This is a genomic window from Thermogemmatispora tikiterensis, assembly GCF_003268475.1.
Taxonomy (GTDB): domain Bacteria; phylum Chloroflexota; class Ktedonobacteria; order Ktedonobacterales; family Ktedonobacteraceae; genus Thermogemmatispora; species Thermogemmatispora tikiterensis.
Genome location: NZ_MCIF01000002.1, coordinates 5,536,648 through 5,558,549, shown reverse-complemented (window position 1 = coordinate 5,558,549; position 21,902 = coordinate 5,536,648). Strand labels below are relative to the sequence as shown.

17 protein-coding genes and 1 tRNA gene are annotated in these 21,902 nt (G+C 60.5%); 8 read left to right on the top strand and 10 right to left on the bottom strand.

Annotation, left to right across the window (positions count from 1 at the left end):
- The first annotated feature begins 415 nt into the window (after window positions 1–415).
- The 3 genes from A4R35_RS22210 (at window position 416) to A4R35_RS22200 (ending at window position 4,512) form a co-directional block, all read left to right on the top strand.
- Window positions 416–1,657, top strand: a complete 1,242-nt coding sequence (locus tag A4R35_RS22210) for a competence/damage-inducible protein A (RefSeq protein WP_189362184.1) — start codon at window positions 416–418, stop codon at window positions 1,655–1,657.
- Window positions 1,658–1,910: 253 nt separating this feature from the next.
- Complete coding sequence (locus tag A4R35_RS22205; protein ID WP_112433354.1) at window positions 1,911–3,245, top strand: Nramp family divalent metal transporter; 1,335 nt, start codon at window positions 1,911–1,913, stop codon at window positions 3,243–3,245.
- Window positions 3,246–3,453: 208 nt separating this feature from the next.
- Complete coding sequence (locus A4R35_RS22200; protein ID WP_112433352.1) at window positions 3,454–4,512, top strand: site-2 protease family protein; 1,059 nt, start codon at window positions 3,454–3,456, stop codon at window positions 4,510–4,512.
- A 60-nt stretch (window positions 4,513–4,572) separates the two neighbouring features.
- On the opposite strand, the gene A4R35_RS22195 is transcribed toward A4R35_RS22200, so the two are convergent.
- From A4R35_RS22195 to A4R35_RS22160, 8 genes are all read right to left on the bottom strand, one after another.
- Complete coding sequence (locus tag A4R35_RS22195) at window positions 4,573–4,788, bottom strand: hypothetical protein (RefSeq protein ID WP_146747303.1); 216 nt, start codon at window positions 4,786–4,788, stop codon at window positions 4,573–4,575.
- A gap of 228 nt (window positions 4,789–5,016) precedes the next feature.
- Window positions 5,017–5,958, bottom strand: a complete 942-nt coding sequence (locus tag A4R35_RS22190; RefSeq protein WP_189362181.1) for an NAD(P)-dependent oxidoreductase — start codon at window positions 5,956–5,958, stop codon at window positions 5,017–5,019.
- A gap of 125 nt (window positions 5,959–6,083) precedes the next feature.
- Window positions 6,084–8,111 (bottom strand): acetyl/propionyl/methylcrotonyl-CoA carboxylase subunit alpha, encoded by a 2,028-nt coding sequence (locus tag A4R35_RS22185; protein ID WP_112433346.1) that lies wholly within the window; start codon window positions 8,109–8,111, stop codon window positions 6,084–6,086.
- A gap of 1 nt (window position 8,112) precedes the next feature.
- Complete coding sequence (locus A4R35_RS22180) at window positions 8,113–8,904, bottom strand: enoyl-CoA hydratase-related protein (RefSeq protein WP_112433344.1); 792 nt, start codon at window positions 8,902–8,904, stop codon at window positions 8,113–8,115.
- A gap of 205 nt (window positions 8,905–9,109) precedes the next feature.
- The gene (gene corA / locus A4R35_RS22175; RefSeq protein WP_112433342.1) at window positions 9,110–10,081 is read right to left on the bottom strand and encodes a magnesium/cobalt transporter CorA; all 972 of its coding nucleotides are present in this window, start codon (window positions 10,079–10,081) and stop codon (window positions 9,110–9,112) included.
- Between the two features lie 112 nt (window positions 10,082–10,193).
- Complete coding sequence (locus A4R35_RS22170; RefSeq protein ID WP_112433340.1) at window positions 10,194–11,801, bottom strand: carboxyl transferase domain-containing protein; 1,608 nt, start codon at window positions 11,799–11,801, stop codon at window positions 10,194–10,196.
- 158 nt (window positions 11,802–11,959) lie between these two features.
- Complete coding sequence (locus tag A4R35_RS22165; RefSeq protein ID WP_112433338.1) at window positions 11,960–12,439, bottom strand: thioredoxin family protein; 480 nt, start codon at window positions 12,437–12,439, stop codon at window positions 11,960–11,962.
- A 31-nt stretch (window positions 12,440–12,470) separates the two neighbouring features.
- On the bottom strand, window positions 12,471–12,956 hold the full coding sequence (locus A4R35_RS22160; RefSeq protein ID WP_112433336.1) for a DUF4395 domain-containing protein: 486 nt from the start codon (window positions 12,954–12,956) through the stop codon (window positions 12,471–12,473).
- Window positions 12,957–13,362: 406 nt separating this feature from the next.
- Here A4R35_RS22160 and A4R35_RS22155 point away from each other — a divergent pair.
- The 5 genes from A4R35_RS22155 (at window position 13,363) to A4R35_RS22135 (ending at window position 18,425) form a co-directional block, all read left to right on the top strand.
- A tRNA-Gln gene (locus A4R35_RS22155) sits at window positions 13,363–13,436 on the top strand.
- Between the two features lie 246 nt (window positions 13,437–13,682).
- Window positions 13,683–15,149, top strand: coding sequence for a bifunctional UDP-N-acetylglucosamine diphosphorylase/glucosamine-1-phosphate N-acetyltransferase GlmU (glmU, locus tag A4R35_RS22150; protein WP_223258448.1), 1,467 nt, complete (start codon window positions 13,683–13,685; stop codon window positions 15,147–15,149).
- An 8-nt stretch (window positions 15,150–15,157) separates the two neighbouring features.
- Complete coding sequence (locus tag A4R35_RS22145; RefSeq protein WP_112433331.1) at window positions 15,158–16,657, top strand: hemolysin family protein; 1,500 nt, start codon at window positions 15,158–15,160, stop codon at window positions 16,655–16,657.
- Between the two features lie 203 nt (window positions 16,658–16,860).
- The gene (locus A4R35_RS22140; RefSeq protein ID WP_112433329.1) at window positions 16,861–17,802 is read left to right on the top strand and encodes a hydroxymethylglutaryl-CoA lyase; all 942 of its coding nucleotides are present in this window, start codon (window positions 16,861–16,863) and stop codon (window positions 17,800–17,802) included.
- A gap of 95 nt (window positions 17,803–17,897) precedes the next feature.
- On the top strand, window positions 17,898–18,425 hold the full coding sequence (locus A4R35_RS22135; protein ID WP_112433327.1) for a hypothetical protein: 528 nt from the start codon (window positions 17,898–17,900) through the stop codon (window positions 18,423–18,425).
- 623 nt (window positions 18,426–19,048) lie between these two features.
- Here A4R35_RS22135 and A4R35_RS22130 read toward each other — a convergent pair.
- Window positions 19,049–20,455 (bottom strand): S41 family peptidase, encoded by a 1,407-nt coding sequence (locus A4R35_RS22130; protein ID WP_112433325.1) that lies wholly within the window; start codon window positions 20,453–20,455, stop codon window positions 19,049–19,051.
- Window positions 20,456–21,032: 577 nt separating this feature from the next.
- The gene (gene infC / locus A4R35_RS22125; RefSeq protein WP_112433323.1) at window positions 21,033–21,722 is read right to left on the bottom strand and encodes a translation initiation factor IF-3; all 690 of its coding nucleotides are present in this window, start codon (window positions 21,720–21,722) and stop codon (window positions 21,033–21,035) included.
- Window positions 21,723–21,902: the final 180 nt, after the last annotated feature.

Here is a 21,902-nt window from a genome sequence, read left to right as displayed (position 1 = left end):
TGCGCTTGATGTGCCGCGTCTCCCGGTGCCGGACGAACGACAAAGAAAGGGCAGGTAGGAAATAGGACTCACTTCTAGAGAACTTGTCCTGCAGGCAAGTTATCGGCTATGATTTCCCCGGTCGACCTTCCTCGGGACAGTATACTAGGAAACCTCCCCGATTACAAGCCTTTGCCCACAAGATATTGAGATTTTCTCATCTCCAGGCACAACATATTGAGAGATATTGAGACGTGGTATGATAAGGGGGAGTGGTCAGGTGAGCCAGCGAGCGCAGAGCGGGTGGAAAGAAAGGCCACGGCGAGAGGAAGGGGGAGCCTGGCCAGATGGGAAAGCTTCCAGGCAGACTGCGGCTCGCTGGCTGGCTGGCCGGGCTGGACCATGTATCGCTTGCTCTGGAGGATTTGACAGCGTTATGCGGGCAGAGATTATTTCTTGTGGGACCGAGCTGCTGCTCGGCCAGATCACCGATACCAATGCCACCTACCTGGCGCAGAACTTGAGCAGTTTAGGGATCGACCTCTATTTTGTCTCCCAGGTCGGGGATAACTTAGAGCGTATCGTCGAGACGCTGCGCCGTGCCTGGGAACGCTCTGAATTGATTATCATAACTGGCGGCCTGGGACCAACCGAGGACGATCTGACGCGCGAGGCTATTAGCACGCTTTTGGGCGAGCGCATGCAGGTTGACCCAACCTTAGAGGCCGAGCTGCGCGCCTGGTTTGCCGCCCGCAATGTCCAGATGCCCGAGCGCAACGTCAAGCAGGCCACCCTCATTCCCTCGGCGCGCCCCCTGCCGAATCCCCTGGGCACGGCGCCCGGCTGGTGGGTTGAGAAAGAGGGCCGCATCATCGTTGCCATGCCAGGGGTACCGCGCGAGATGTATCGCATGTGGGAGGCCGAAGTAATTCCGCGTCTCAGCCCCTATACAGGAGGCCTGATCTTCACGCGCATCCTCCGAGTAACCGGCCTGGGGGAGTCGACGGTTGAGCAACGGCTGGAAGCCTTCATTCATGCCAGCAATCCGACGGTAGCCACCTATGCCAAGAGCGATGCCGTGGATGTGCGCATAACGGCCAAGGCGGCCAGTCGCGAGGAGGCCGAGCGCCTGGTCCGCGAAACTGAGGCGCGCATTCGCGAGGTGCTGGGCGACTACATTTTTGGGGTCGACAAGGAGACGCTCCCGAGCGTGGTCGGTACCATGTTGGCCCAACGCGGTCAGACCCTGGCGGTCATGGAGAGCTTTACCGGGGGGCTGCTCTCCAGCCTGATTACCGATGTACCTGGCAGCTCGCGCTACTTCCGCGGCGGTCTGGTAGTCTACAGCCGCGCTGTAGCCCTGGAGATGGGTCTCCCCACCGAGCTAGTCGCAGAGGCCGGCCTGGTCAGCGAGGAGACGGCGCGTGTCATGGCCCAGCTCGCCCGGCAGCGGCTGGGAGCCGACTACGGCATCGGGATTACCGGCGTAGCAGGTCCTGAGCCGTTCGAGCAGAAACCTGCTGGCACCCTGGTCCTGGCCATCGCCGGACCTGCAGGTCTGGTGACTTCCAGCGGCAGCGGCTGGCGCGGCAGCCGCGAGGACCAGAAGTACCGCTCGGCCCTCGCCGCCCTGAATCTGCTCCGCCTTCACCTGCTGGGCATTAAGAAGGCACAATAGCAACGCCTGGCTGGGAGACTGGCCACTTCGTCATCACCAGCCGGCAGTCTGCTTTTGCTGTCTGCCCCTTGCCAGAAGACCAGCCTGAGTGCTATCATTACCACGCCCTGCAAGCGCGCTCAAATAGTAGGCCCGCTCCAGCCTGTAGGTAGAGGGCGCAAGCGATCGCAGGTGACACGACACATCGACGACTCCCTCCGGCTTGGGGCCAAGACGGATGGCACCTTGCTAGCTGAATTGATGCTGGTGCGCTATGGAGAGATCTGGCCAGAAGACAACGGAGCTGCAGAGAAAGGACCGCGCCACCCGCAGGAAACCGGCGCGGTCCCGTTTTCCTTTTCGTCTGAGCCGCTCATCGCCTCTGATCCGGCTGCTGGCGGTCCTCGGTCCAGGTTTGATTGCGGCCAACGCGGGCAATGACGCTGGGGGCATCGCGACCTACTCGTCTGCTGGGGCCAACTATGGCTATAGCCTGCTGTGGGCCCTCTTCATCAGCAGCTTTTTTGTAGCCGTGATTCAGGAGATGTGCGCCCGCATGGGAGCGGTCACTGGCAAGGGGCTGGCCGATCTGATCCGCGAGGAGTTTGGGGTACGCTGGACGGCGCTGGCTATGCTGGCTCTGCTGATCGCCAACACCGGCATTACGATTTCAGAGTTCCTTGGCATCGGCGCCAGCGTGCAGGTGCTGGCGCAGGACGTGCATACACCCTGGCTCTATGTGACTGTCCCTGTCTGCGGCCTGTCACTCTGGTGGCTGGTGATCAAAGGGTCCTACCGGCGCGTCGAGAAGGTCTTTATTGCCATGTCCCTCGGCTTCCTCTCCTACATTCCCGCCGCCTTCGTCGCTCATCCTGACTGGGGAGCAATTGCCCATCAGAGCGTCCTCCCCACCTGGAGCTGGGATAGCGGCTATCTGCTGATGGCAGCGGCCCTGGTGGGGACGACCATCAGCCCCTACATGCTCTTTTATGTGCAGTCCGCTGTTGCTGACAAGGGCATCCATGCCGGCGAGTATATCTATGAGCAGATCGACGTCTATAGCGGGACGCTCTTTGCGACGATCATTTCTTTCTTCATCGTTGTGGCCACGGGGGCGACGCTCTTCGTCTCCCATCACCCGGTAAGCACGGCTCTGGATGCGGCTTTCGCTCTGCGCAACCTGGCCGGCCCCTACGCCTCGCTCCTCTTCGGCATCGGCCTCTTTGGCGCTTCGCTGCTGGCGGCGGCGGTCTTGCCCCTCTCGACGGCTTACGCTATCTGTGAAGCTTTCGGGTTTGAGCGCAGCCTCTCGCGCAGCTTCCGTGAGGCACCAGTCTTCCAGGGTCTTTTTACGGCGCTGATCGCGCTTGGTGTTCTGGTAACCTTGATCCCCGGCTTGCCCATCTTCCAGGTGCTGATCATACTCCAGGATATTAATACGGCTATGCTGCCGATTATCCTGGTCTTTATTATTCTCCTGGTCAATAATCGCCGCCTGATGGGTAAGCACAGGAATTCGCTGCTGTTCAATATCTTCGGCTGGGCAACCGTCCTGTTCGTCTCCGTTCTGACCCTGATCTTGCTGATCGTCAACCTCCTGCCTCACTGACTGAGGCCTGGGCAGGGAAGCAAGGCCGGGTCCCTCTCTCCCTTGCCCCCTCACCAGCTCACTCAGGCGCTTGATCTGACCCACCGCAGGCCCTCCCTACGATCTCGAAAAGCGTTCACCCCTCCTGGCGAACAAGCTTTTTTGGCCAACGTGTGCTAGAATAGTATTACATTAGTACAGCAAGAAAAGGAGGAGAGAGGCTAGCAGCATGGAGCGAGATCCAGGCCAGGCCTACAGCTACGCAGCCCAGGGCGATCGCAATGAGCCGACTGCCTCGCTCGAAGGGACCTTTGACTATACCCATCCCGACTTTTACCGCCTCTCATCTGGCTGGCACCCTAGCCCGGCCCCCGCTGCAACAGCCGGTCAGGCAGAGCTGCAGCCTTATCGTAGCCCGGCGGATGTGGTGCACTATACCTCCGACGAGGCTCAAGGTCAGGTTGAGAGCACCCCGGCAGAGACGGCGGAAAAAGGTCCATCCACTCCGGGGATCAAAGGGAAGAAAGGACTGGCTGGCCTGGGCGGCAGCCTCGCAGCGTTGCTGGCTCTGCTCCTGAAGTTCCAATGGCTCGGCTGGCTGCTGAAATTTGGCTGGGCCGGCATCTCAGCGCTGATCTCACTGGCTTTCTACGCGATGATCTTCGGCTGGGCTTTCGGCCTGGGGATTGTGGTGCTGCTCTTCGTGCACGAGCTGGGGCACGCCATCGTCATTAAGGCCAAAGGTATCCCCCTCGGCGGCATGATCTTCATTCCTCTGCTGGGGGCTGCAGTGCTGATGAAGCGCCATCCCCAGAATGCCCGCGACGATGCAGAGATCGGTATCGCCGGACCAGTGGCCGGAGCGCTAGGCTCCGCCGTTTGTCTGCTGCTGGCCTGGTTCCACCCGGCGGGCGTCTGGGCGCCTCTCGCCTACTTTGGCTTCTTTATCAACCTGTTGAATTTGATCCCTGCCCCGATGCTTGATGGCGGGCGCATTATAGGAGCAATCGATCGCCGCCTCTGCCTGGTTGGCCTGTTGCTCTTGCTGGCTTACCAGATCTGGCTCTGGATCAATGGCGACTTCTCTCCCTGGCTCTTCTTCTTGCTGGCCATCGGCGCCGCCGCCCTCTGGACACAGCGTAGCGAAGATGCCTTTCGCCCGCGCCACTACTACGATGTCCCCCTGCGCTTCCGCATTGCCATAGCTGTGGCCTACTTCGGGCTGATTATCTTACTCTCCCTCGCTATGACGCTCGCACGCAGCCTGATCATCCCCTATAGCCTCTAACCAACCTCCTTCACCACAACCATCATCCAGAAGACCCTTTCTTCCCAAAAGCGGCGCTCTCTAGCGCTTCGAAGAACGCGGTGGCAGGGGTCGCGGGATCTTCGGCCCCGTGGGGACAGAAATGTCAGCGGCACCCAGGCTGGTAACAAGGGAGAAGGAAGGAGACAGACAGGCATCGCCGCTGCGGCGGGCCTTCGCTTGCTGCTCTTTCTTAAGCCGGCGCTCCAGCGCTACGATCCTCTCGCTGGCCTGCTCGTGAGAAAGCTGTTCCATCATGATTCCTCCTTTTCGATCCTGCCCGGCCATCGTGCCTGCGCCCGGCTTCCCAGAACTGAGAGCAGATCGCGATGGAACAGGCTGCGGCAATAAAAAATTATATACATTTCAAGCGATGCGCCTGCGACTTCTTTCCAGGGAGACTGCAAGCCTGACCTGCTGGCCGTCCGTCGTGCCGGGTGAGGGTGATCCGCGCTTGACCTGGACGGCCTGGCACCCATTACTTTTTTATTTAGCTTGCTCCTGGTTGAGAGCTGCGCGGCTGCGCACTGCAACGCCGGCCAGGCGCTCTAAGACCTTGAGCAAAGCGGTATAGTCTTCGCGGCCATAGCCCTGGGCACGGGCCATCTCATAGAGCTGGCGAGTCAGCCCCGTCAATGGCAGAGGCGTCTGATACTGCGCCCCCAGTTCGAGCGCAAGGTTGAGATCCTTCTGCAAGAGATCGGTCATGAAACCGGGCTGGAAGCTGCCAGTAAAGGCGCGCATGGGGAATTGGTTGGCAAGCTGCCAGTTGGCGCCGGTGCTGACGCTGATAATGCTAGCCATCAGCTCCACATCGGCGCCAGCCTTGACTCCTAGCACGAGGGCCTCAGCGGTGGCCGCCGCAATCACTCCGGCCAGCATATTGTTGACCAGCTTGACAACCTCTCCTGCCCCCGAGGGACCCACATAGAAGATGCGCTCGGCTTGGCCCATCGCTTCTAGCAAGGGACGGACCCGTTCGAAGATGTCGCGCTCGCCGCCGACCATAATGGCCAGCGTACCCGCGATCGCCCCCTGCGAGCCGCCACTCACTGGCGCATCCAGAAAATAGACTCCACGCTCATTGGCGAGCTGTGCCAGACGTCGGCTCGTTGCCGGTGCAATGGTGCTCATATCGATGATGATCAGCCCCTGCCGCGCCCCTTCCAGAATGCCATCGGGACCAGTGACCAGTTGTTCAACATCCTGCGAGGTGGGGACCATCGTGATGACGACCTCGACTTCAGCGGCCAGCTCGCGCGGCGAAGGGACTAGCCTGGCCCCCGCCCCGAGCACTTCCCGAACTCCGGGCTTCTCAGGATGACGAGCATATACCGCGACTTCATGCCCGGCCTTGAGCAGATTGAGCGTCATCGGACGCCCCATTGTCCCGATCCCAATGAAGCCGACCTTCATTGTAACTATCACGTCCTTTCTTCGCCAATCGATACAGCTCTGGCTGCGCCCTCTGGCATTCTCTTCCAACCCACCCCGATCGACCCACGTCACGTCATTCGTTGCCCCGAGGGCTGCCTGCCTTCCTTCTTTTCGCCTCATTCTTGCGAGGTCGGGGCAAGGGTCGCCTCGCTCTGGCCCATCTCGACCTCGACAACGACAGCTCCACCCTGGACAACATCGCCCTCACGATAATAGATGCGCCGTACGACGCCATCGTAGGGAGCAGCGATGACGTGCTCCATCTTCATAGCGCTCAGAATGACCAGCACCTGGCGCTGCCTGACAGGCTCGCCCTCGCTGACCTGCACTTTGACAATAGTCCCCGCCATTGGGGCCGTCAGGCTCTGGCCTCCGCGCTGGCCGCGTCCGCGCAGGCTGCTCTCAATAGCCGGCGGCAGAGGTCGTAGCAGGCGATAGAGCCTTCCCCGTAGCATGACCTGCGTCTCACCAGACAGGCGGAAAAACTGGACGCGCTCACGCCGCGCCCCACGCTGCAAGCAGAGCGCCCCATCCGGCGCCAGCTGCGGCAGCACTTCCTCTGGCTCGCCCCCGTCAATCTCGATCCTCCAGCTTCCACCGCTGCCGGGCAGGCGCTCAAGACAAACCTGATGCTCTTCTCCCTCATAGAGGTAGCGCAGCAGTTGCCCAGTCCCCCCCAGACGCCAGGGACCAAGCCGTCGCCAGGGATTGCGCTCACCTCGCTCCTCGTTTAGCACTTCGGCCAGGGCCGCCGCGCCTAACACCGACGGCAGCGCCTCCTGCTCCCGTAAGGCCCCCGGCGCAAGCAGTCCCTGCTCTTCCAAAAAGCTGGTGAAGGTCAGGCCCTCACGAAAGGCCGCGTTCTCAGTAATGGCGTGCAGCAAGGCGCTGTTCGTCTTGACGCCGAAGACCGCCAGCTCTTCCAGTAAGGTTCGCATGCGCGCGATGCTGGCAGCGCGATCTTCACCATAGGTAATCAGCTTGGCCAGCATCGGATCGTAGAATTGACTGACTTCAGAGCCGCTTTCCACGCCGCTATCAATGCGCACACCAGGCCGCTGCGGGGCGAAAAAACGGAATACTTTGCCGGTAGAGGGGAGAAACTGCTGCTCGGGATCTTCAGCATAGAGGCGCATTTCAAGGGCGTGACCACGCGCTACCAGCTCCTCTTGACGCAGACGCAACGGCTCGCCAGCGGCGATGAGAATCTGCTGACGCACCAGATCGAGGCCCATCACTAGCTCAGTGATCGGGTGCTCGACCTGCAAGCGCGTGTTCATCTCCAGAAAATAAAAGTGCTGATCGCGGTCAAGCAAAAACTCAAGCGTGCCAGCATTGACATAGCCTGCAGCGCGGGCAATACGTACGGCAGCCTCACCCATGCGGGTGCGCAGGGCCGCTGTCAGGGCCGGCGACGGGCTTTCCTCGACGATTTTCTGATGGCGGCGCTGAATCGAACATTCGCGCTCACCCAGATGGACAACCTGACCGTAGGCATCGGCCAGTATCTGGAACTCAATGTGACGAGGCTGCTCCAGCAAGCGTTCTAGAAAGACCGTGCCATCGCCAAAGGCCGCCAGGGCCTCGCGCTGCGCCCCCTCCAGCTGAGCCGGGAAGTCTTCCAGCGAGCGCACCACGCGCATCCCCTTGCCCCCACCTCCAGCCGCCGCCTTGATCAAGAGCGGCACCCCGATGCGCTCCGCTTCCTGCAGCAAACGCTGCGGGTCCTGTTGAGGACCATCATACCCCGGGACAGTCGGCACACCTACTTGCTGCGCCACCTGGCGCGCGGCAATTTTCGACCCCATGAGGCGCATAGCTGAGGCAGGGGGACCGATGAAGACCAGGCCGGCCTCGTGGCAGGCTTCGGCAAAGGCCGGGTTCTCCGAGAGGAAGCCATAGCCGGGATGAATTGCTTCCGCACCGGCCTGGCGAGCCGCCGCAATGATGGCCTCAATGCGCAGGTAGCTCTCGCCGGCAGGCGCAGGACCGATCGGATAGGCTTCATCGGCCTCGTAGACATGTGGAGCCTGACAATCAGCCTCTGAGTAGACGGCGACGGTACGAATGCCCATTTCCCGGCAGGTGGCCATGATGCGGCGCGCAATCTCTCCTCGATTGGCGATCAAAATCTTCTTGAACATCTTAGCTGACCACCCAGTTGGCTTTGCGCTTCTCCAGGAAGGCCCGCAGGCCCTCCTGCCCCTCGGGACTGGCCCGCAAGTCGGCAATCAGATTGGCGCTATAGTCACGCGCCGCCTCGCGGCTCAGCGCGCCGATCTGCAGAGCCAACGCTTTGCAGGCCCGTAAGGCCCGTGGCCCACCGCGCAGCAGGTTGTGCAGCGCCAGCTCCACTGCCGTATCCAGTTCCTGAGCAGCCACTACTACATGCACCAGCCCCAGCTCGCGCGCTCGCGCAGCTGTAAACTGCTCCCCCGTCACAAAGAGCGCCCGCGCCTGACCCTCGCCGATCTTGCGCACCACGTAGGGGGCAATCACCGCCGGAGCGATGCCTAGACGCACCTCGCTAAAAGCAAAGCGCGCCGTCTCGACCGCAATCACCAGATCGCAGGCCGCAATCAGCCCCAAACCGCCACCCATCGCCGTCCCATTGACGCGGGCCACTACCGGACAGGGGAACGTATTGATGGCCTCAAAGAGGTCAGCTAACCGCAAAGCCTCGGCCACATTCTCCTCACGACTCACATTCACCGCCTGCTGCATCATCTTGATATCAGCTCCAGCGCTAAAAGAGGCACCCGCGCCGGTCAGGACGACAGCATGTAGCCGCTCATCGTCACGCAAAGCGGTGAAGGCCGTTTGTAGTTCCTCGATCAACTGCGCATTAAAAGCATTGTGGACTTCGGGGCGCCGCAGCGTCACCGTCGCGACCCGATTCTGAAAGCTGCGTTCAACACTGAGTAGGGTGTACTCCATTGTGACTATCCCTGACAAAGGCTCAGCTGCACACCAGGCGAAACCGCTCAGGCGGCCCACCCGCCAGCACCCGGCCCCCCAAGAGCAGGGAGCCTATAGCCGCCGCAGCTTCTCATTTGCTCATTGCTTTTTATTATACCATCCTCTTGCCAACGTACAGCCAGGATTTCTCGTGTTGACCAGGTCCGCATCCCTGGCCCTAGAGCTAGCGCAGCCGACGGAAGATCAGCAGCAGGAGCAGTGAGATCACGGCCATCACAGTCAGAGCCAGCGCATAGCCATAGGTCCAATGCAACTCGGGCATATACTCGAAGTTCATCCCCCAGATACCTGCCAGCAAGGCGTCGACCACCAAAACAATCGAGGCCGCCGTCAGCGTGCGCATCGTCTTATTGAGGTCATTGGAGACGATCGAGAGGTTCGCATCCATCGTCGAACTCAGCTGATCGCGGTAGAGATCAACGGTATCGGCAACGCGCATAATGTGATCGTAGACATCGCGGAAATAGAGCAAGGCATGCTCATTGAAGAGAGGGTTATCGCGATTCGTGAGCACATTGAGCACATCGCGCTCGGGACCAGCGATACGGCGTAGCGTCAGGAAGCGCTTCTTGAGGGCCAGCAGGTCCTGAGTAAAGGAGCGCTGACGCAACTCACCGCTGAAGAGACGATCCTCCAGGGCCTCGGCCTGCTCGACCATTGCATCCAGCACCGGGAAATACTGATCGACGATCGTGTCGAGGAGGGAATAGAGCAGGACAATCACTCCGCCCTCAAGCTGGCGTACATTGCGCGTCCAGCGCTGCTCGGTCTCCTCCAGCTCGGGAATAGGCTCACTATGCACCGTGATCAAATAGCGCTCCCCCAGAAAGATCGACAACTCACAGACTCGCAGGCGCTCTGGAGATGGCTCGGCCTGCACCGTATAAAAGACGAGCAGGTAGAAGCTATCATACTCCTCGATTTTGGGACGCTGATGCTTATGACTGGCATCCTCTACGGCCAGCGGATGCAAATGGAAGGCCGCACCAACATCCTGCAGCTCCTCCTGACTCGGATTGAAAAGATCAAGCCAGAGAATGGTCTGCGGTTCGGCCAGGGCCTGCCTGGCCTCGGCCAGCGAGGTGACGCGCTGAAAGCAACGCTCCAGGGAATTGCAACGCAGCGCTTTCAACATAAGCGTGGGCCCTTCCTTATTACCTCAGAAGCTGCCAGCCAGCGCGTCGCCTGCTCCGCCTGCGAGCCATATCTCGCTCTGCCAGCGCCAGAGGCCGCTCTCCATACTCATGCTACATGCGGAAGACCCCGAAAGGCGTCTCAGGCATGGGCGCATTGAGCGAGGCAGCGATCCCCAGGGCCAGCACTGTACGCGTCTCACAGGGATCGATGATCCCATCGTCCCACAGGCGAGCCGTACTGTAGTAGGGGTTGCCTTCGCGTTCATATTTCTCCAGAATTGGCTGCTTAAAGGCTGCTTCCTCTTCCTCGCTCATCGTCCCTCCGCGCGCCGCCAGGTTCTCCTTGCGGATCGTTGCCAGAACGCTGGCCGCCTGTTCACCTCCCATTACCGAGATGCGGGCATTGGGCCACATCCAGAGCTGACGCGGCGAGTAGGCGCGCCCGCACATCGCATAATTGCCCGCCCCGAAGGAGCCGCCGATAATCACCGTAAAGCGAGGGACCGGTGCGTTGGCCACCGCCATCACCATCTTCGCCCCATCCTTGGCAATGCCGCCGCTCTCGTACTGACGTCCCACCATAAAGCCGGTAATATTCTGCAGAAAGACCAGCGGGATCTGACGCTGGGCGCACAGCTCAATAAAATGCGTTGCCTTGAGGGCGCTTTCCGAGAAGAGCACTCCATTATTGGCAATAATGCCCACGGGATAGCCCATCAGGCGGGCAAAGCCGCAGACAATCGTCGTGCCATACAGCTCCTTGAACTCGTGGAAGCGGCTGCCATCGACCAGACGAGCAATCACCTCGCGCACATCGTAGCTCTTGCGATAGTCGCGCGGCACAATGCCATAGATCTCCTCGGGATCATAGCGCGGCGGCTCGGGTTCAGCGATCTCCCAGGGAATGTACTTGCGCCGCTGCAGATTGGCCACGATGCTGCGGCAGATAGCCAGGGCATGCTCATCATTGAGGGCATAGTGATCAGCCACTCCCGAGATGCGACAGTGGACATCGGCCCCACCCAGCTCCTCAGCGCTCACCTCCTCGCCGGTCGCCGCCTTCACCAGTGGCGGTCCACCGAGAAAAATCGTCCCCGTGCCGCGTACAATGATAGTCTCATCGCTCATCGCCGGCACGTAAGCACCGCCCGCCGTACACGAACCCATCACTACGGCAATCTGCGGAATACGCTGGCTCGACATCCGCGCCTGATTGTAGAAGATGCGCCCAAAGTGATCGCGGTCAGGAAAGACCTCGGCCTGCAGCGGCAAAAAGGCTCCGCCCGAGTCGACAAGATAGATACAGGGGAGACGGTTCTGTTCGGCAATCTCCTGGGCGCGCAAATGCTTCTTCACCGTCATCGGGTAGTAGGTCCCGCCCTTGACGGTGGCATCGTTCGCAATAATCATGCACTCCTGGCCCTCTACCACCCCAATACCGGTCACGATGCCCGCCGAGGGGGCCTCGTTCTCGTACATATCCCAGGCAGCCAGCGGACTCAGCTCCAAAAACGGGGTGTCGGGGTCACAGAGTAAACGAATGCGCTCGCGCGCAAGCAGCTTGTTGCGCTTCCGATGGCGAGCCACGGCTTCGGCGCCTCCGCCCTGCTGCACCTGCTGCAGACGCTCCTTCAGCTCGGCCACAAGCTGACGGAAATAACGCGCATTCTCCTGAAATTCAGGACTGCTGCGGTCAACATGCGTTTCAAGGACTCGCATGGGCGTTTCTTCTCTTCCTCTCTGAAGAAATCACTGCCATTGTGGCATGAGGCGCTCCTCTTCGTCAAGATGTTCCGCCTTGACGAAGACCGCCCTCTACACGAGCAGAGAGACACCTCATGCTACAGAAAGGCCAACTGAGGAGGAAGAGAAGTAACTCAGGCCAGAGGCGCTGCTCGCTCAATGTGTTGTTGCGCCAGTACGTCATCGATCTGGGCCAGCAGTCGCCCGGCGGGAGCAAAGCCATAGTTGACCGCCTGGGCTTTGCCCTGGCCATCGAGTACAACCGTCGTCGGAAGGGTCAGCACTCGATAGCGAGCTGTCAAGTGGGGCTCAGTCGGCGCGTCTACCTCGATCACCCTGACGAGATCGCCGCGGGCCGCCTGCACCTGGCGCAGCGCCGGCTTCTGCAAACGATGGCACTGCTGACACTCAGCGCTGCTAAAGAGCAAGATGCGTACCGGCGGGTTGGAATTGGAAGCCCCCGCGCCACCCTGGAGACCGGTAGCCAGAGCCGGCGCCGCCAGGGCCGCCCGGCGTTGCCGTTCGACAAAGCGCCGTCCGAGCACAACGAAACCCCAGAGGAGAGCGGCCAGCAGGATCAGCAAGGCCGCCCGCCAGAGCATCACGTTTAGCATCTCTCAGCTCTCTCCGTCTGCCAGCATTCTCCTACCTCACGCCGCGCCAGTGGAAGCCCCCCTCATAGCGCACGCGGGGGACGAGGCCGAGCTTCCCCAGATAGTAGTAGACCAGACAGCCAGCGCAGAAGCCAACCGTGAGATTAACAAAGGAGAGCACAAACACAAGCAGGTCCAGGACCCAGCCGACCGTCGTCGCCGCTGTCAACAGGAGCACCAGCCCGGCCACCAGCAGCAAGGTAGCACCTACCCCCTGGGCGAAACGATGCGGGGCTGGATCATCCTCGACCAGGCGTGGCTTCAACAGACCGCTCGGTACGAGCACATGCCGATAGAGCAAGGTAAACGGACCAACCGTCGGCCAGAGAGCACTCCAGGCCAGGAGCAGCCCGGTGATCAGCACGAGCGGCGGCCAACTCAACAGAAAGGCCAGGGCCGTCAGCACAACCACACTGCCCTGCGAAAACTTCGCCAGGTGCGTATCGACGCGTAAATCAGTTGCAGAAGCGGCTTCCACAGCAGTTCCTCCTCCAGTTCAGATCAGGCTACGTGAGGGACGAGTGCCCACCTCAATCCAAGGAGATGAGCACCTCTGGAACCGAGCCTTCACGAGGGTGATGATAACATAGTGTATCTATTAAGTAAACAACCATTTCACCGTCTAGCGTATTCCCCGCCGCACAGGAGACCCCAACGACAGTCAGCTCCGCCATCCCCCCTTGACAGGGCTGGCAAGAAAAGGTATCCTGTTCTCGGACAGCGACAGACAAGGTGTCGCGTCTCGGCTTTGTGCTATCGTCAGAGCGTGCAACAGCGGCCAGGCAGGCAGGCAGAAGGGCAGCAGGCCAGCCAGCCAGCTGCCTGGAGCCGGCGAGGATGAGCCAGGCGAGACGTGACCGGACCGGCTGAGCGTGTCATCACTTTCGGGTGTGGCCAAGCGGTAAGGCAGCGGACTTTGGATCCGCGATCCCAGGTTCGAATCCTGGCACCCGAACCATCTGGCTTCTGCTCTCCGCCGGCGAGAGCAGGGACTGGTCCTTTGTGACCAGGCTCAAAGGTTGATCGATAGGCTCTATCGCGCTTGCGCAGGAAGCAAGCAAGAAAAAGGGGGACCTTCTTTCTTTCTGGCGCCCGAGCAGCAGGGTGATCAACTCCCCTGCCTAGGCTCAGCGCAGCGTAGCCCGGCGATTCGTGGCGCAGGGGCACGAATCGCTGAGGAGACAGCAATGAAACAAGAGGTTTTGTGAATTCAACAATGAAGACCTATGCGACCGTGGTCCTTGCAGCGGGCAAGGGCACGCGGATGCGTTCCGCCATTCCCAAGGTGCTCCATCCGCTGGCCGGGCTGCCGATGTTAGGCCATGTGCTCAACGCCGTGGAAGCGATTCCTCTCACCTCTGCCTTTACTCCACTGGCAGCCACCTTTACCGCTCACCGCCCCATTGTTGTCGTCGGCTGCGAGGCCGCCCAGGTCCAGGCCGCCTTCGGTGAGCGCTGCTACTACGCCCTGCAGGCCGAGCAATTGGGCACCGGCCACGCTGTCCTGGCCGCCCGCGAGACCGTCGAGGCCCTGACTCCTCCCCCAGAGACGGTGCTCGTCTGCTACGGCGATACTCCGCTCATCAGCGCCGAGATGCTGGCCCGCGTCCTTGTTCAGCATGTGGAGAGCCAGGCCACCGTCACCTTCTTAACGGCTATCACCGAGCAGCCCTCCGACTTTGGGCGCGTGATCCGCGATAGCTCAGGCGCCGTGGTGGAGATCATCGAGGTCAAGCGCGCTACCGAAGAGCAGAAGCGCATTAAAGAGGTGAATTCGGGTGTCTACTGCTTCGAGCGTCGCTGGCTCTGGGAGACCTTGCCCCGCCTCGCGCGCAATCCTTTCAGTGGCGAGTACTATCTCACCGATCTGGTAGCCATCGTGCGCTCGCAAGGGCGTACCGTCGCGACGGTAACCGGCGCTCTAGAGGAGACTGTGGGCGTGAACGATCGCGTGCAGCTGGCAGCGGCGGAGCAGATCCTGCGGCGCCGCATCCTGGAGCGCCACATGTACGCGGGCGTGACGATCGTCGATCCCGCGGCCACCTACATCGACGCCGAGGTCTCCATCGGACCCGACACGGTTATCCTGCCCGGCACTATGATCACTGGCCGAACGCAAATCGGCTCCGGCTGCCGCATCGGCCCTGGAACTACCATCGAGTCGTCGATTATCGGGAATCGCTGTATCATTCGAAATTCAGCTCTTGAAGAGGCTATTCTCGAAGATGATGTACGAATCGGCCCCTTCAGCCACTGTCGCCCTGGCGCCCATCTGGCTCGTGGCGTGCGCATGGGCAACTTTGGCGAGGTGAAGAACTCGTATATCGGTGCGGAAACAGACATGCATCACTTTAGCTATATCGGTGATGCCACTGTCGGGGCACATGTCAACATCGGTGCGGGTACAGTAACTTCCAACTATAACGGGATCACACGCCAGAAGTACCGTACGGTCATTGAGGACGGGGCCTTCATCGGCTGCGATACGATCATCGTACCGCCCGTGACCATCGGTGAGGGAGCCATGACGGGCGCCAACGCAGTGGTGAACCGTGACGTGCCTCCTCATGCGCTGGTAGTTGGTGTGCCCGCCCGTCTGCTGCGTATGCTCGATCCCGCGGCAGCAGCAGAACAGGCCTCCTCAGAAGCGGAAGGAGGCAAAAAGGAGTAACTACAACTATGGACGCCGATGGCATACCCCTTGTCAGGATCGCCGCCGCTCTCAGCCTCTCTCTCCCCCAGTTCGACGGCGTGGCCTGGCTGCAGCTGATCATCTTGGTCATTGCGCTGATTCTGTGCGCCACAGCCTCCGCCGCCGAAACCGCGCTGACTTCGGTCAGCCGCATCAAGCTGAAAAACCTCGTCGAGGAGGGCGACCCACAGGCCGCTGAGCTGGAGCGCCTGCTGGCTCACCCGAATACGTTCCTCTCGACGATCCTGGTGGTCAATAGCATCGCCGTCATCGTGGCCTCCAGCATGGCTACGGTCCTGGCCCTGCGCTTCTCGGCCACCTGGGGCGAGCTGATCGCCACGGTGCTCATCTCGCTGATCGTGCTGATCTTCTGTGAGATCACGCCGAAAACCGCCGCTGTGCAGAACCCCCTGCGCTGGGCGCGCGCCCTCAGCGGCTTCGTACGCCTGGCCGCCTGGCTGTTGCGACCGCTGGTCTGGTTGCTCGGGGTAGTCACCTCTTCCCTGGCGAGCTTGCTCGGCGGCGAGCTAAAGCATGCAGGCCCCTTCGTAACAGAGGAGGAGCTGCGCCTGCTGGTCTCGGTCGGCGAGCAAGAGGGCGTACTCGAAGAAGAAGAGAAGGAGATGATCCATAGCATCTTCGAGTTCGCCGATACGCCGGTGCGCGAGGTAATGGTGCCCCGCATCGACATGATTACGCTGGAGGCCGATACTACCGTCGATCAGGCCGTCGATGTGGCCTTGCAGGGCGGCCTCTCCCGTATCCCTGTCTATGAGGAGTCTCTAGATAATATTCTGGGCATCCTCTATACCAAGGATCTGCTCAAGGAGCTGCGCCAGGGTCATCATACGCGCCTGGTGCGCGAGCTGGTGCGTCCGGCCTACTTTGTGCCAGAAACGAAGAAGCTCGACGACCTGTTGCGCGAGATCCGTCAGCGGCGCACCCATATGGCCATCGTGGTCGATGAGTATGGCTCGGTCGCCGGCCTGGTGACCATCGAGGACCTGATGGAAGAGATCGTCGGCGATATTAAGGATGAATATGATCGTGAGGAGAATCTCTACGAGCGCATTAGCGATACGGAGTATATCGTCGACGCCAAGATGAATATCGACGACTTCAACGAGCTGATGGGCACGAAGCTTGATAACGAGGACTACGAGACGCTCGGCGGCTTCCTCTATGCTCAGCTCGACAAGATCCCCGTGGCTGGTGATACGATTACCTACGGGGATTTGAATCTGACGGTGCTGGCAACACGTGGGCGACGCATCACGAAGGTGCGAGTGCTACGCCTGAGCGGCCGGAGCGACCCAGGTGTCGAGGAGTCGTCGGCGGCCCCTGCCGAGCGTCTCAGGCTGCCGGCCCCACCGCCTTCAACGTCAACGCCTGCGTTGGATAGCCCTGAGAAGCAACGGGCACCCGCCCCAGCCCGGCAGGCAATGGCTCAGTCCCCCCTGATGAGGGAGACGACTAACCTCTTCTGATGCAGTCAGCAGAACACAGAGCCTGGGCGACCTGGCATACACACAGGTCGCCCGCTACCCATACTTCGGCCAGCTGAGTCTAGACTCCCCGTTGGAGAAAGGAGCGAGCGGCTGCAGTTCCGAGCCGCCTCACACCCTCAGCCAGCAGCAGCGCGCGCTGTCGGGTCACCGGCGGCCCGGGTCAGATTGGGCCGCAGAGAGCGATGAAGCTTGATCTCTCTACTTTACCGCGCCAGGTGCGCGTGGTCGAGGTCGGACCGCGCGATGGTCTGCAGAACGAGAAAGTGCGCGTTTCCACGGAGCAGAAGATCCATTTCATTCGTCTGCTCGCCGAGGCAGGCTACTCTGAGATCGAGGTGACCTCTTTTGTCAGTCCGCGAGCTATCCCACAGCTGAGCGACGCCAGCGAGGTTATGGCGGGCCTGCGCGACCTGCCAGCGACACTGCGCCTGACGGCCCTGGTGCCGAATCTCAAGGGCATGGAGCGGGCTTTAGCGGCAGGGCTGCGCTCAGTAGCCGTCTTTACAGCGGCCAGCGACAGCTTCACGCGCCACAATATCAATGCCACGGTTGCCGAAAGCCTGGCCCAGTTCCGACCTGTGCTGGCGCTGGCCCAGCGCGAAGGAGTGCGTGTGCGGGGCTATATCTCGACGGTCTTCGGCTGCCCCTACGAGGGACGAGTCGATCCCCGGCGTGTGCTGGCAGTGGCCCTGGAACTGCTGGAGATGGGCGTCGCTGAGCTATCGCTGGGCGATACCATTGGTGTGGCCACGCCCAATCAGGTGGTTGAGGTTCTGGATTTGCTGTTGAACGAAGGGGGTATTCCTCTCGAGCGGTTGGCTGTGCACTTCCACGACACGCGCGGCACAGCTCTGGCCAATGTGCTGGCCGCCCTCCAGATGGGCGTGAGCTGCGTGGACTCTTCCGCCGGGGGCCTGGGTGGCTGTCCGTATGCCCCTGGGGCCAGCGGCAATCTGGCCACCGAAGATCTCCTCTATTTGCTCCACGGCATGGGCATCGAGACCGGGATCTCGCTGGAGCAGGTGGTCAGAGCTACACGCTTCATCGCCACGATACTCGATCATCCACCGACGAGCAAATATTACCTTGCTGCTACTGCTCAGGCTCAGTGCAGCGAGAGCTAGTTGACTGCTCCTTCCTCACTTTCTAAAATAGACACCTGTATCGATGGCTGATCCCATCGACCGGTTGCTGTCTTGTTCTGAGGAAGGAGAAGTTGATGATCCGATTGTTCTACTGGCTCTACCGCTTTCTATCCAAGAGGGAGAAGCCGCTGTTGCAGCTTCTCTTGGGAGTCCTCTTGATTCCCGTGGGGGCTGCGGTCGCTTATGCTGCCTGTAGCGGTGAATATATCTATCCCTATTGGGTGATTCTAGGGGGTGGCCTGGCCTTTTTCGGCCTTGTCCTGCTTCTCAAAGGGCTGATCCTCCTGCTAAACCGGAAGCGGAGTCCGGCAGCAGCTGCTGCCTCGTCAGCCAGGCGCGAGCCGGTCGCTGGGCAAGATGTGCAGGCGAGCCAGGCAAGTCAAGCCTTCTCTACGGCTCGCTCGCCCTCGGCTCGATCAGGAGGACCTCGTCAGATGCCAGCAGGGTCGGCTGCTACAGCTGTTCCTGCGGTAATGGCCAGGGCCGGACAGCCGCCAGTGGCTCCCCCCACACAGTTGTCCTGGTGGGGAGGCACCCCCTGGCCAGCGGAACCGATGGACTATCCAGGCTACCAGCCGCCGTCTCCACCTCAGCGGCGCTGATCAGCAGAGGCCCTCTTGTGCCCGGAGGAAGGGCGACCTCGCCTATCGAGCACACTCCCAGTAATTCGGACCACAGAGTCGTCGCCTCTGGATTGCTCTGGCGATCTGTCTGCCGCCTGATAAAGTAGGTTCACATCGGCCTGCCGCTCTCTAGCAGGATGCGAGAACGAACGGCGCGCAAGGGACGTCTGGCTCTTCACCGATCCGCCGCCAGAAGCTGCAGCACTTTCCCTTCGATCCGGCGCTGGTTCTGGCGTAGGAAGTGCTAGCCATCGCCAAGGCGGCCCTACAGGATAGTGGCCACCCGAGAGGAGGCTGCCAGCCAGGACAAGGCTGTCTTCGCCTGGCCGTCCCGCTCTGCCCTTGCTCGCTGGCTATCCTGGCTTCTGCCTTAACCATCTCGCCTCTCTCTCCTCCACCAACTCCCCTGGCGGGACGGCGGACCAGGCTAACTCAGACTGCCGCTCACCTTGCTTCAATTTGCCTCTCTCAGCTCGCTGGACGCACTTGAGTCATCTGCTGGATCGCTCTTTACCGCTATTCTACACTGTTGTCCCACGCTCAGCTATGCTGAATGAACGGATCTGGAGCGCGCTGGCAGTCTCAGGTTGAGGACACGTCGTCTAGTGCTGCCCCTGTAGATACTGGAGCGCGCGAATCAGCTGGCTATCGCCGCTTTGCAGAATCTGCTGATAGGTCATGTGGTCGCGATTCTCTGTCGCTGGGGTCAGGGGACTTTGCCCCGCCTTCAGAGAGACCACAATATTGGGCTGGATGCCATTCTGGCGAATAAAGTGGCCATCGGGCGTCAGCCACTCAGCCGTGCCGAGCAGCAATTCGGAGCCATCGGAGAGCGGGAATTGCTCCAGCACCGTCCCTGTACCATAGGTGCGCGTCCCGATAATTATCGCTCGATGGTTGTCTTGAAAAGCGCCCGAGACGATCTCGGCAGCGCTGGCTGTTCCGTTATCAACGAGCACCACCAGAGGGATCTTCCCATCGACCACGTGGCCTGTCACCTGATACGGCGTGCGCCTCCCCGAACTATCTTGCTCCAGAAAGACGGTGCCGCTGGCCTGGAACTCGCTGACCGTATTGATCGCCTCCTCGACCAGGCCGCCAGGATTGCCGCGTAGATCCAGGATAATGGCTTTGGCTCCGAGCTTTTTGGCCTGCTCAATGCTGCTGCGGAGCTGATCGCTGACCCCATCGGCGAACTGAACGATCTGAATATGAGCGATATGGACCTCGGGGATATAATGCAAAATGACGTTCGGAACAGTAATCTTGGCCCGCTTCAGGTGGAAAGTCAGAGTCTGATTCGTGCTGGGACGACGCACCGTCACCGAGACCGAGGTACCCTCTGGCCCCCGCAGCAAGGAGCTGATCGTCTCCAGATCCTTGCCCTGCACACTCTGCCCATTGACCGAGAGGAGAATGTCGCCAGGCTTCAGACCAGCCTTCTCCGCCGGGGCCCCCGGGACTGTGTCGCTGATGACTACCTGCTTCGTAGTTGGATCTTGCTGGATGTAAACGCCGATGCCAACCAGGGTCGGGCTGAGCGACTGGTTAAAGGCCTGGACCTGATCGGGCGTGAGAAAGCGCGTGTGACCTTTGTCGCCGAGGGTGTCGAGCATGGCCTGAATGGCGCTGTAGGCCATCTTCTGATAGTTGATCGCCTTGCGATCAACATATTTCTGATCAACTAACGTCCAGGCCTGTTGGAACAACTGGGCATATTTTTGCGACTGGCTACTGGCGGGGAAGGAGCCAGAAGAGAAAAACTGGTGGCTGAACCAGCCGGCGATGAAAGCCAGGATGAGCAGCGCAGTCACTGTGACGGCACGGCGGACAGCAATGCGGCAACCAGGGGGCGCGGGCTGATCAGCTGGAGCACTTGGAGCGTCGAGTGGAGGTGAGGCAGCAGCTTGCGGATCGGAGCCGGAGTCGGAGATGCTCTCGGTTGAAAACGAACTCCAACTGTGCCGCTCACCGTCTTCATACCAGCGCGGGTCATAATAGTTGCTCACCAGATTCCTCCCAAGAATGCGTCTCTAGCTAGCTAGCAACCGACCGACTTCGACAGTCAGAAAGAAACAGACAGCAGGCAGAGGCAAGCACAGGGCAGGCAAGGCAAGCCAGGCCAGGCGGGGCAACTCCGGCGGGATCACCAGGTCAGTCCTTCTCGTATGGTAGTCGCCTTGCCAGGAAAAGTCAACCGCTCATGCGAATGAGGAAGAAAAAGGACGTAGTTGCTGAGAACTACGTCCTTTTGCCTGCAGTGGTAGCTATTCCAATATTCTACAACAGGAGAAGGGTATCCGCTCCTGATAGCCCAGGAAGGCGACAGTACCGCTTTCCAACACTGTCCTGTGTAGGACAGGTCCAAACCAAACGGCGGTCGGTTCGCTTCCTCCAGAGCAGTTTCGCTGTCAGAAGCTAGAAGGACCAACTCCTGACAGCCAGCATTCCCCTGTCCCTGTCCACAGGCGTGACTACCTGGGAAGCTCCTGGTGCCCGTAGCCCTCTCCTCTCTCTTTCTCTGGGCATGTTTGCTGGCAGAGGAGGTTCAGGAGGAGTTTTTACCCCACAGGGCTACGCTTGTCACTATTGCTGACGATCAGTGGCGTCCCCCACCTCTTGGCTCCCAGCAGCAGGAGCGGATGGGGAGGTTGGTGCCTGACTGCCAGCCACGGCGCCTGCCGTGGCCACCTGGCGTTTACCGGAGGGGGTAGGTGCCTGCTTCTTTGGCGGTTCCCACCCCGGCGCGCGCGAGACAATCATCGACATCACCCGGCCCTCCATTACAGGCGGGCGCTCGATGACAGCCGTCCCCTTCAGGGTCTCGGCGATGTTATCCAGCAGCCTACGGCCAATCTCTGGGTGGCGCAAGTCCGGTCCGCGGAACTGGACGCTGACCCGCACCTTATCGCCATCAGCTAAGAACTCCTGAATCTTGCGAGTTTTGACACCGATATCGTGTTCATCGGTACGAGGGCGCAGGCGAATCTCCTTCAGGGTAATCGTCTTCTGATGCTTGCGCGCCTCGCTCTCCTTCTTGGCCTGCTCGTACTTGTACCGTCCATAGTCCATCAACTTGCAGACCGGTGGTACAGCATTGGGCTGCACTTCGACTAAATCCAGATCCCTCTCACGGGCGATCTCAAGAGCGCGGGGCGTCGGCATCACGCCGATCATCTCGCCATTCTCATCAATGAGGCGTACTTCTCGTGCCCGAATGCGCTCGTTGACCCGTGTTTCGCGCGTCCGGTCATTCCCCCGAGGATCTCTGTTAATAGGCCAAACCTCCCTTTTCCTTTCCTGACTTGTGACAACCTGCTTACCTGTTTATCCCAGGACCGGTGTCTATCCCTGGATAGACGGATTAAGTGTAGCATAAGGGGTGGGAGAAGTCAATTGATTTTGCGCACGTATGCCGCCCCCGCGAGGCTTCCTGGCGCCTTCCTCTCTTCTGTG

Bases quoted from the DNA above. Each gene is read 5' to 3' on its own strand.
- A4R35_RS22140 (WP_112433329.1), top strand. From the start codon at position 16,861: ATGAAGCTTGATCTCTCTACTTTACCGCGCCAGGTGCGCGTGGTCGAG.
- A4R35_RS22200 (WP_112433352.1), top strand. From the start codon at position 3,454: ATGGAGCGAGATCCAGGCCAGGCCTACAGCTACGCAGCCCAGGGCGAT.
- A4R35_RS22145 (WP_112433331.1), top strand. From the start codon at position 15,158: ATGGACGCCGATGGCATACCCCTTGTCAGGATCGCCGCCGCTCTCAGC.
- A4R35_RS22135 (WP_112433327.1), top strand. From the start codon at position 17,898: ATGATCCGATTGTTCTACTGGCTCTACCGCTTTCTATCCAAGAGGGAG.
- A4R35_RS22170 (WP_112433340.1), bottom strand. From the start codon at position 11,801: ATGCGAGTCCTTGAAACGCATGTTGACCGCAGCAGTCCTGAATTTCAG.
- A4R35_RS22195 (WP_146747303.1), bottom strand. From the start codon at position 4,788: ATGATGGAACAGCTTTCTCACGAGCAGGCCAGCGAGAGGATCGTAGCG.
- A4R35_RS22185 (WP_112433346.1), bottom strand. From the start codon at position 8,111: ATGTTCAAGAAGATTTTGATCGCCAATCGAGGAGAGATTGCGCGCCGC.
- A4R35_RS22210 (WP_189362184.1), top strand. From the start codon at position 416: ATGCGGGCAGAGATTATTTCTTGTGGGACCGAGCTGCTGCTCGGCCAG.
- corA (WP_112433342.1), bottom strand. From the start codon at position 10,081: ATGTTGAAAGCGCTGCGTTGCAATTCCCTGGAGCGTTGCTTTCAGCGC.
- A4R35_RS22180 (WP_112433344.1), bottom strand. From the start codon at position 8,904: ATGGAGTACACCCTACTCAGTGTTGAACGCAGCTTTCAGAATCGGGTC.
- A4R35_RS22165 (WP_112433338.1), bottom strand. From the start codon at position 12,439: ATGCTAAACGTGATGCTCTGGCGGGCGGCCTTGCTGATCCTGCTGGCC.
- A4R35_RS22205 (WP_112433354.1), top strand. From the start codon at position 1,911: ATGGAGAGATCTGGCCAGAAGACAACGGAGCTGCAGAGAAAGGACCGC.